We start from the raw sequence: 10166 nt of genomic DNA on the forward strand, positions 1-10166 counted from the left end.
CGCCCGGGGGAGACGGACCATGACGACCGCCTGTGTCCGGCCGGGATGCCAGGGTACGGTCGACGAGACCAGCTACTGCGACAGCTGCGGGCACGCGGGCAGGCCAGGGCCGGCCGCGTCGAACGGCGAGAGTGGCGAACGCCGGTCGAGCCGCCGGAGTGATCCGCTGATTTTCCCGGTGTTCGACTTCCCGGACCCGTCCAGGCGCCTTGTGGACGATCTTCGGCTGCCCAGCAGGGAGCGCCGGTGCGCCAACAGGAACTGCCAGGACCCGTCGGCCCTGCCGCCCCGAATGTCGGGCTACTGCCAGGAGTGCGGTACGCCGTTCTCGTTCCTGCCCAGCCTCCGGCCAGGTGATCTCGTCGGTGACCAGTACCGGGTGGCCGGCCGCCTGGCCCACGGCGGTCAGGGCTGGGTCTACCTGGCCAACGACACCCATCTGGACGACAACCCGGTCGTCCTGAAAGGACTGATCGATGTCGATGACGTCGCACAGGCCGACGCCGAGCGGCAGGCGCTGACCACCCTCAACCACCCGAACATCGTGCGCATCTACAACTTCGTCACCCACCCGGACGAGCACCTCAGGGCCGAGCGGGCCTACATCGTGATGGAGTACGTCGACGGCCTGACCCTCAGCGAGGTCGCCGCGAAGTCCAGACATGGCGAGCAGCCGCTGGGTGAGCCACTGCGCATCGAGCACGTGCTCATGTGCGGGCTGCAACTGCTCGCCGCCCTCGACTACCTGCACGGCCGTGGGTTGCTGTACTGCGACCTGAAGCCGGACAACGTGATCATTCGCTCCGGCCAGCACGGCGAGCCGGACAACAGCCGGGTCAAGCTGATCGACCTCGGTGGCGTGCGGGCGATCGGTGACCGGCACAGCCCAAGGGTCGGCACACATGGGTTTCAGGTCCCGGACGCCGAGATCGAGCGGCACGGCCTGACCGTGCGGTCGGACCTGTACACCGTCGGTGAGACCCTGCACCGGCTCTACCTGACGACCGCCGACCGGACCGGCCAGCACGACGGCGCGGTCGACAAGCGGCGAATCGCGCGCGGAGTCACGTCCTTCCACCGGATCTGTGACCGTGCCGTGAACCCCGATCCGCACCGCCGGTTCTCCTCGGCCGCGGAGATGGCCGAACAGTGTGCCGGCGTGCTGCGGGAGATCGCGTCACTGCGCGACGGAGTACCACGCCCGGAGCGGTCGGCCAGGTTCGCGCCGGCGGCGGCGCTGCTCGACGCTGGGCTCGGCGTCGTGCCGTCGCTGCTGCGCTGGACGGAGCGGACCGGTGACCAGCCGCTGACCGACGCCGTGCTCGACATCGGTGTGCCGACCCCCGAAGGCGTGGCCGCCGGCCTGCCCGAGCCGCTGGTCTCACCGGACGACCCGGCGGCCGACGTCCTCGCGGCCGCTCCCGACGACATGAACCGGTTGCGGGACAAGCTGGCGGCCACGGACGTGCACACGGTGGAGGCGGCGCTGGCCCGGTGCCGGGCCGGCCTGATCGCCTCCGGCCCGGAGGCGGCCATGCTCCACCTGCACGAGGCGGCGGCACTGCTCGACGATGAGCAGGACTGGCGGCTGCGTTGGCACGCCGGGCTGATCGCGCTCGGTGCCGGCGACGTGCCGGCCGCCGAGCGGGAGTTCGGCGCGGTGTACGACGCGGTCGCCGGTGAGGACGCGCCGAAGCTCGCGCTGGCGTTCTGCGCCGAACACGGTGGTGACCCCGACGAGGCCGAGTCGTACTACGAGGCGGTGTGGCAGCGCGACCGGTCCGTGGTGAGCGCGGTGTTCGGTCTCGCGCGGATCCGGCTCGCCAGCGGGGATCGCGCGGCGGCGGTGCGGTTGCTGGACGAGACCCCCGAGCTGTCCCGGCATTTCGACGCGGCGGGCATCGCGGCCGTCCGGGTGCTCAGCGGAAACCTCGGTGGAGTTCCCGGTGAGGATGGCCGCCCGTCCTCGGCCGACCTGGACGCCGCCGAGAGCCGGTTGTCCCAGCTGTACCTGGACAACGGAGCACGAACCGGCGACGCGCGGACCCGGTTGGCGACGATCGTCCGGGAAACCGAACTCGGCCGGTGGCTGGCCGCGAGGAAGAAGGATCGGGCTGGGGAAACGGCACTGCGGCGGCGACTCGAGCACGCCTACCGCGGACTGGCCAGGCAGTCCGAGACCAGCACCCAGCACGCCGACCTGGTTGATCTCGCCAACACGTGTCGCCCCATCACCTTCCGTTGACCGCAGGGACTACAGACATGGACCAGCCAGCACAGTTCAGCGTGCGCGTCAGTCAGGTCAACCACCTGGCACCGGCGGACGACCAGATGCATGCCGTGCTCGTCGTGACCGCCGACGGAACCGGACCAGGAGCCGTCGCACCCGAACTCGCACAGGTCATCATCATCGACTGCTCCGGCTCCATGAGTTTTCCGCCGACCAAGCTGACCGCGGCCCAACGGGCGACCCGCATCGCGATCGGCCTCCTGCCCGACGGCACCCGGTTCGCCGTCGTCGCGGGCACCCAGGACGCGGAAATGGTGTATCCGCCGGAACAGGGACTGGCCGTCGCCGACCCGGCGACCCGAGAGGCGGCGAGGAACGCGGTCGCCAAGCTGTATGCCGGTGGTTCCACCGCCATCGGTGAGTGGCTGCGCCTCACCAGGAAACTGTTGGCCAGCCGTCCCGACGCCGTGCGGCACGCCATCCTGCTCACCGACGGTCAGAACAACCGGGGCAGCAACGTGCTTGAGCACGAACTCGCTGCCTGCGCGCCGGTCTTCACCTGCGACTCCCGGGGTATCGGCACCGACTGGGAACCGAAGGAACTGCTGCGGATCGCCGAATCCCTGCACGGCACGGCCGACGCGATCCGGGAACACCATGACCTGACCGACGAGTTCCGCGCCATGACCGAGTCCGCCATGGGCAAGCTCGTGCCGGAGGTGCGCATCCGCGTCGGGACGACCGCGCACACCGGCATCGCCTTCCTGCGCCAGACCTATCCCACGATGTCCATGTTGGACGGTCTGGCCGCCGGGCAACGGGCCACCGCGTTCCCGACCGGTTCCTGGGGACCGGAGACCCGGGAGTTCCACCTGTGCCTCCGGGTCGACTACGCCGGGGAGGAGCTGGGGGAGGACATCCGGCTCGCCCGCGTCGACGTGCAGCTGCGCCGGCCCGGCTCGACCGAGTTCGTGAACGCGGGCGCACCCGCGCTGGTCTTCGTGTGCTGGACCGGCGACCTCAAGCTGTCCAGCAGGATGGACCGGCGGGTGGCCCACCACCTGGAGCAGACCGAGCTGCGGGACGCCATCGAACACGGGTGCACCGCGCACGACGCCAACGACCTGGCCACGGCCACGACCGAGTGGGGACGTGCGGTCGCCCTGGCCACCCAACTCGGCAACGACCAGGCGCTTACCCGGCTCGGGCGTCTGGTCGAGATCATCGACCCGGTTCTCGGGGTGGTTCGGATCAGGGAATCGGTGCGTCCGGTCGATCTGTATTCGGTGGAGATGGGCTCGGTCATCTCGAGCAGAAGCCCGGATGAGGAGCCGGACCAGGCGGGAGCCGGCCGGCCAACCGTGTCGGGGCCGGACCGGGAATGCCCGGCCTGCCACGAGAGAGCGACCGCCAGGTTCTGCGGTGCGTGCGGGTACAAGTTCGATGCCTGAGAAGGGCATCGGGCGCGACGGACACAAAGGACGGTGCGGGTGACGAACCAGGAAGTCGTCCGGTTTCCGCTGGCCCGGGCAACCGGCCGAGTGACCGGCGCGGCCATGGCGAGGACCTCAGCTCGCGTCCCGTCCCCGGACCACCACCGAGTGCGCACCCGGCCCGTGGCCACCGGCCAGCAGATCGTTGTTGATGGCCCGGATCCACGGCAGGGCCTGGGCCGCGAAGATCTGGTCGGCCTTCGCCCGTGACGATTCGGCCATCCGGCCGGTGATCGCGTCATTGATGGCCGGGCCGATCTTGGAGTGCTGGTTCACGGCCAGCTTGCCGCCCGCCTCGTCGTAGACGTCGCTTGATCCGAGATCGCGGCTGAAGTACGGCACGTCTCCCCGTTTCAGGGCGTCGAAGACGGCCCGGCTGCGCAGGATGGTGTCCATGTCGGCGATGGTGCTGCCGCTGCTGCCCAGCGCCTGCTGGGCCAGGGTGCTGGGTTGGCCGGGCGTCGCGCGCTCGTCGTTGAGCCGGGCCAGCCAGCGCTGGTAGTCGTAGGACCCCGCCACGAAGATGAAGTCCTGCAGGGTCGCGGTCGCGATCGGGACGAACCGGGCTCGCTGCTGGGCGAGATTCCGGCCGTGATCGCTCACCGCCGTGCGCCGCGAGCCCAGCGCCCGGTCGAGCGTGTCCGTGAACGCCTGCCGGGCCGCCGCCAGCGCGGCGTCGGTCGCCGGGACGTCGGTCAACTGGCCATTGGTGGCCAGCCGGCGCAGCTGGGGGCCGATCTTGTTGTTGACCGCCTTGTGCCACAGCTGGGCCTCGAAGCCCGTGCTCTCGCTCTCGCCGAAGATGCCGGTGGTCGCCTCCATGTCGATCACCTGGATCCGGTTCTGGAGCAGCAGGACGTTCTCCTCGTGGACGTCTTCCAGACCGACCACATAGGACAGTGCCATGTTGGCGCCGATACTCGCGTACACGCCGAGCAGATCGGCGTCGGTGCGCGGGGATCCGGACGGCACGAACTCCAGGTAGCCGTAGCCCGCGTCCGCGCCCTGCGTGGTGGCCGGGATGATGGTGTATGTGGGGATCCGCTCGCCGGTCGGGTCCAGCGTGGCGGCGAGGCCGCGGCCCCTGCCGTACAACTCGGCGTCCACCTGGAGGCTGCTCGGCTTGTAGACGAGCTTGCGCTGGTCCTCAGCGGCGGTGTCGGTGGCGGGCGCGGTGAAGTACAGGAAGAGGACCTGCTGGCCGCCCTTGTGGAAGTCGCTCCCGGTGTACTCCACGTCGGTCAGCCGGTGCCGGGAGGTGATCAGCCCACGTTGGACGAGCGTTGCCCGATCGGCGTTGACCCGATCGCGTACCTGCCGCAGGTTGTTCGGGGCCTGGCCCCATGGTCCGTCGCCCTCGTTCAGCAGTTGCTTGGTGTCGTTGAGGATCTGCTGGATCAGGGACTCGCGGTCGCGGACCGTCAGCCCGGTCTGGGTCTCCGCGTCGTTCAGCGTGGTCATCGTTCGGTCGAGGTAGTCAACGCCGACGTCGTCGAGCCGATCTCCCCCGGGGAGCGGGTTGTTGTCCTCGGGGGAGAGCAGTTGGTGGAACGCGCCTATCGGCAGGAAATGCAGGTTCGTGCCGGGCAGGGTCCTGCCGACCTGTACGTTCGCCTCGTTGACATATCCTTGGACGGGCGGGCCGCCCGGCGGGCTATAGCGCGCCCACACATACACCCGGGAACCCGAGTTAACCGTGCGCGCCGAGTCGAGCCAGAGTACCTCGCCCTGCGGGACCGTGCCCGTGAAGGCCGAGTCACGAAACGGCACGTAGTGCCGCCTGACCTCGGGATCGCCGTTGTCGTTCGTCGAGTTGTGCAGCCGGGCATCCCCGCGCTTGACCACCCTTGCCGGCGCCAGGGCGCGCTGCAGGGCCACCGGGGCGTCCGCACCGGGCTCCCGGTGGGGCACCGGGCCCGCCAGCGCCCGGGAGGCGTTGGCTTCGGCGGCCCGCTCGAACCGGTCGGAGGGATCGCTCACCCGAAGGCCGTCCCCTCGGTCGACGCCGGCGACAGGGCCGGAGCGCTGCTGGATGACGTGGGTGAGCTCGTGGGCGAGGGTGTGCCGGTCGTCGCCATCGCCGATGACGACGTGCACGCCGGAGGTGTAGGCGCGGGCGCCCACCTCGGCGGCGGAGGCGCGGGCCATGCTGTCGGTGTGCACCCGCACGTCGGAGAAGTCCGCGCCGAGGCGGGACTCCATCTGCGCGCGCACCGGCTCGGCGAGCGGCCTGCCGGGAGTCCGCAGCACCTCGTGGACCGACGACCGCCGCCCCGGCTCGAACTCGGTCTGCGCTTCGTGGCGCGCGTCCTTGGCGCGCGCCAACATCCGCACCACCGCGCGGTTGCCGGCGGTGCGCTGCAACGCGCGGATCCCGTCCTCGGTGAGTTCATCGGATCGCTGGCGTGACCGGGACCGCCGGTCGGGGGCGGCCGAGGCCCGTTCTGGCTGTTCCTGCAGGCGCATCCATGTTCCCTGAGGTCGTGGGTCCTGGATCGCCACCAGCGTGGCAGGTGGGTGGACGGGGGAGAAGGGATGAACAGACGGCCGAAAAGGGCAGTCTTTGAAAACGATCGCTCAGAACAGGGTCGCCGGCTCGACCGGTGCCGGCTCGGGCAGCGCGTCGAGGTCGGGCACCAGCGCCCGCACGTCGTCGTGGAACCGGCGGGCGAGTGCCGGCGCGTCGTCGTTGTCGGGGGTGTGCACGAAGACCGTCGGCGACCGGCCCTCGCGCAGCCAGCCGGCGACCACGCCGGTCCACGGCCGCCATCCCTCGGCGGTCTCCTCGGCCGAGTCGCGGCCCAGGTAGCGGACGATCGGCCGGTCGGTCAACGCCCGGGTCCGGCGCGGCAGCCGGGGTTTCTTGGCCCAGGCGTCCTGCTCGGCCTCGCTGGCCGGTGGGCGCTGGAAGAAGACCGTGGTGTCGAACGGCACCCATTCGGCGTCCGCGCCGGCGAGGGTCCCTTCCAGCAGCGACGTCGAGCCGGCGTCGGTGAAGAACCCGGGGTGGCGCACCTCCACGGCGCGCCGGCGGTCGGCGGGCAGCCGGCGCAGGAAGCGGCCGAGGGCGTCGACGTCCGCTGGGCCGAACGAGCCGGGCAACTGGGTCCACAGGACCGCCCGTTCGCCGAGCGGCTCGATCGCGTCCAGGAACGCCCGCATCTCGGCCTCGACCCCGACGAACCGGCGCTCGTGCGTGACGACCTTGGGCAGCTTGACCACGAACCGGAAGCCGGGGTCGGTCTGCTGTGCCCAGGTGGCGACGGTGTCCCGGGCGGGGGTCGCGTAGAAGGTGGTGTTGCCCTCGACCGCGTTGCACCAGCCGGCATAGGCCGCCAGGCGCTGTCTGGCCGGCAGTGGCCGCGGCAGGAACCGCCCAGGCCATGCCTTGTGGGTCCACATCGCGCAGCCGACATGAAGACCTGCCACTCCGCCCCGCTCCCGTCGATCGTTCTTTCGAAGGTGGACCCAATTATTTATGGGGCGATCTTCGGTGGGTCCGGCGGTGTGCCGATACCGTCGGCGCGTGAGTATCGACGACACGCGCCGGTTGTCCGCCGCTGATCTGGTTGGTCTGCTCGCCGAGTCGGATCGCCGACGGGTGTTCGCCGCGCTGGTGCTCGGCGCCAGGACGCTGCCGGAGGTGATCGCGGGCAGCGGGCTTGCGGCCGGCGAGGCGGCGGCCGCGCTGCAGAAGCTCGTTTCCGGCGGCATGGTCACCACCGACGCCGGGCGGGAACACTACGAGGCCGTCGAGGATGTCTTCAAGGCCGCGATGCGCACCGAGCGGAGGGTCTCGGCGGTCGGTGGCGACGGTGCCGGCGCCTACTTCCGCCGTGGGCGGTTGCTGGCGTTGCCGACCGAGGCGACGGTGCGTGCTCGGGTGCTCGGTGTGGTCGTCGAGGCGTTCGACCCCGATCACGTGTATTCCGAGGCGCGGGTCAACGCGCTGTGCGCGGAATGGCATGACGACTGGGTCAGCCTGCGCCGGGCGCTGGTCGACGAGGGGCTCATCCTCCGCGACCGCGGCGGCACCGGCTACCGCCGCTAGACAACCACCCGGCAGTGCGTGGTGAGCCGCCGCTCATCGTCCAGGACGTGCAGGTAGAAGGCGGGCGGCAGGTCGAGGTCGACCTCGGGGCGGGGTTCGGCGGGCAACGGCAGGGTGGACACCACGCCGGGGGCGACCGACAGCGGCAGGCCGGCGAACGTGGTCGCGGCCGCGGTGTGCGCGTGCCCGCACAGCACCGCGACCACGTTGCGGTGTGCGTCCAGCACCTCGGCGAGTCGCGCCGCGTTGTCCAGTTTGATCACGTCGACCAGTGGGCTGTGCAGGGACACCGGCGGGTGATGGAAGCAGACGAACGCGGGTGAGGCGGCCGTCGCGGCCAGGGTCGAGTCCAACCAGGACAGTGTCTCCTCGGCGAGAAACCCGTTGTCCTGGCCGGGAATCGTCGAGTCGGCGAGCAGGAAGCTCACGTCGCCGACCCGCTGGACCCGGTTGATCGGCCCGTCGCCTGCCGGCTCTCCGAGCAGCCCTTCGCGATAGGGTCCGCGACGGTCGTGGTTGCCCGGCAGGTGCAGCACCGGGTGCGGCGACTTGAGTGCGACGGCCAGTTCGGCGTACTCCTCAGGTCGACCGTGGTCGGCGAGGTCCCCGGTGACCAGCACCGCGTCCAGCTCGATCGAGTTCACGTAGTCCACGACCCGGCGGGCGCGCTCCGCGGCGCGCTCGCTGCCGTCCAGATGCAGGTCACTGAGGTGCGCGAAGACGATCACCCTGACATTCCAGCAGGTCTTTCCCCTCGGCGGGAGGGCCACTGGGGCGTGGGATCAGCCGACCACTGTTAGTTTGCCAGGGTGAGTCTCCTCGATGATGTGGCCGAGCGCGACGGCTGGCGCTGCTGGGTGTGCGACGAACCGGTCGATCCCGACATGTCGGTGAACGACCAGAGGGGACCCAGCGTCGACAGCCGGACCGCCGACCGCAAGGCCAAGGTCGTCGAGCGGCTCGCGCACCGAGGGTGCAACACCCGCAAGGGCGCGGTCAAGGTGGTCATCGCCTGGCCGGACCGCCTGCACGTGGTCGAACCCGCGCCGCTGATCACCGTCGCCGGGCGGCTGGAGCGCAAGGGGGGCCGTGAACTGGTGGCTCGTTGTCCGACCAAACAGGACGCCACGGAGGCGGCGGACTGGTTGGTGGACCGGTTCTCCCGACTGGTGCCCGGGCTGCCGGTGACCGCGGCCGTCGAGGCGGGCGGCGGCCAGTTCCTCGTCATCCTGGCCACCGGCCGCCGCTGACCTGACGTGCGAGGATCCACCGGTGGTGGAGACGAGCGTCCCCGTCCAGTGGCTGCTCGAGCAGCGGGAGCTGGGACTCAGCGTGCTGGCGGGCAAGGACGGGCTCGCACGGCGGATCACCTGGCCGCACAGCATCGAGCTGGCCGATCCGGTGCCCTGGCTGGACGGCGGCGAGCTGGTGTTGACGACGGGGCTGCGGCTGCCGGGCTCGGCCGCCGGCCGCCGGCGCTACGTCGAGAGCGTGCACGCCGCCGGGGTCGCCGGGCTGGCCTTCGGGGTCGGGCTGTCGTTCCACCGGGTGCCCGACGCCGTGGTGGCGGCGGCCGACCGGGTCGGGCTGCCGCTGCTGGAGGTGCCGCTGCCCACCCCGTTCGTCGCGGTGACCAAGGCGGTGACCCACCGGCTCGCGGAGCTGCGCTACGAGGGTGTGGCCAGGGCCGCCCGGGGGCAGTTGACGATGACCAGGGCGGCGCTGCGTGGCGGCCCCCGGGCCGTGGTGCGTGAGCTCGCGAACATCACCGGCGGCGGCGTGGCGCTGTTCGGTCGCGACGGTGCCGCGATAGCCACCCGCGGCCTGCGCGGGCCCCGCGCCGGACTGGTCCCGGCGGTGCTCGCGGACCTGCGGGCGGACGGCCCGGCGAGCACGTCGAGCACCGGACCGGACGGCGCGGCGATCGGCCAGCTGGTCCGCGTCGGGCGGCGGGTGCACGGCCGGTTGGTGCTGGTGACCGAGTCCGCGCCGGCCGTGGCCGACCAGCTGCTGGTCGGCCACGCGGTCTCGCTGATCGCGCTCGACCAGGAGAAGCCCCAACGGGTGCGGGACGCGCGGAACCGGGTGGGCGCGGTGCTCTGCGGGCTGTTGCTGGACGCGAGCCTGGACGCGGAGGCGGCGGCGGAGCTCCTGGCCGAGGCCGGTCTGCCGGTGCGGGACGGGATCGGGGTGCTGGCACTGCTCGGCGGCAGCCCCCGGCGCGCGCTCGCCGACGCCGACCGGGTCCTGGCCGAGCACGACCTGCCGCTGCTCGGGGCGGTGCGTGACGAGTGCGCGATCGTGCTGCTGCCGGCCGGGGCGCCGGACCTGGCCGGCGGTATGCGGACCGCCGCGGGTGCCGGGCTCGCCGCAGCGGCCGGTGTCGTCGGCC

8 protein-coding genes are annotated in these 10166 nt (G+C 71.4%); 5 read left to right on the forward strand and 3 right to left on the reverse strand.

From position 1 onward, the window contains the following. Positions 1 to 19 precede the first annotated feature (19 nt). Complete coding sequence (locus ACYVIP_RS42105; RefSeq protein WP_460406708.1) at positions 20 to 2245, forward strand: serine/threonine-protein kinase; 2226 nt, start codon at positions 20 to 22, stop codon at positions 2243 to 2245. A 17-nt stretch (positions 2246 to 2262) separates the two neighbouring features. Further along, positions 2263 to 3681 (forward strand): vWA domain-containing protein, encoded by a 1419-nt coding sequence (locus tag ACYVIP_RS42110; RefSeq protein WP_460406709.1) that lies wholly within the window; start codon positions 2263 to 2265, stop codon positions 3679 to 3681. A gap of 117 nt (positions 3682 to 3798) precedes the next feature. Here the strand turns inward: ACYVIP_RS42110 and ACYVIP_RS42115 are convergent, their stop codons facing one another. Continuing rightward, positions 3799 to 6189, reverse strand: a complete 2391-nt coding sequence (locus tag ACYVIP_RS42115) for an eCIS core domain-containing protein (RefSeq protein WP_460406710.1) — start codon at positions 6187 to 6189, stop codon at positions 3799 to 3801. A 111-nt stretch (positions 6190 to 6300) separates the two neighbouring features. Beyond that, positions 6301 to 7125, reverse strand: a complete 825-nt coding sequence (locus ACYVIP_RS42120) for a DUF72 domain-containing protein (protein ID WP_460406717.1) — start codon at positions 7123 to 7125, stop codon at positions 6301 to 6303. A 124-nt stretch (positions 7126 to 7249) separates the two neighbouring features. Here ACYVIP_RS42120 and ACYVIP_RS42125 point away from each other — a divergent pair, with 124 nt between their 5' ends. Then, the gene (locus ACYVIP_RS42125; RefSeq protein WP_460406711.1) at positions 7250 to 7774 is read left to right on the forward strand and encodes a DUF2087 domain-containing protein; all 525 of its coding nucleotides are present in this window, start codon (positions 7250 to 7252) and stop codon (positions 7772 to 7774) included. On the opposite strand, the gene ACYVIP_RS42130 is transcribed toward ACYVIP_RS42125, so the two are convergent. Beyond that, complete coding sequence (locus ACYVIP_RS42130; protein ID WP_460406712.1) at positions 7771 to 8502, reverse strand: metallophosphoesterase; 732 nt, start codon at positions 8500 to 8502, stop codon at positions 7771 to 7773. The genes ACYVIP_RS42125 and ACYVIP_RS42130 overlap by 4 nt on opposite strands. An 81-nt stretch (positions 8503 to 8583) precedes the next feature. Between ACYVIP_RS42130 and ACYVIP_RS42135 the strand changes: the two genes are divergently transcribed. Then, a complete protein-coding gene (locus ACYVIP_RS42135) occupies positions 8584 to 9024 on the forward strand; it encodes a hypothetical protein (RefSeq protein ID WP_460406713.1) in 441 nt (146 codons plus the stop codon). A 22-nt stretch (positions 9025 to 9046) separates the two neighbouring features. Next, positions 9047 to 10166: PucR family transcriptional regulator ligand-binding domain-containing protein (locus tag ACYVIP_RS42140; protein WP_460406714.1), on the forward strand; the 1120-nt coding region annotated here is incomplete at its 3' end.

The sequence above is a fragment of the Actinophytocola sediminis genome (assembly GCF_054779715.1).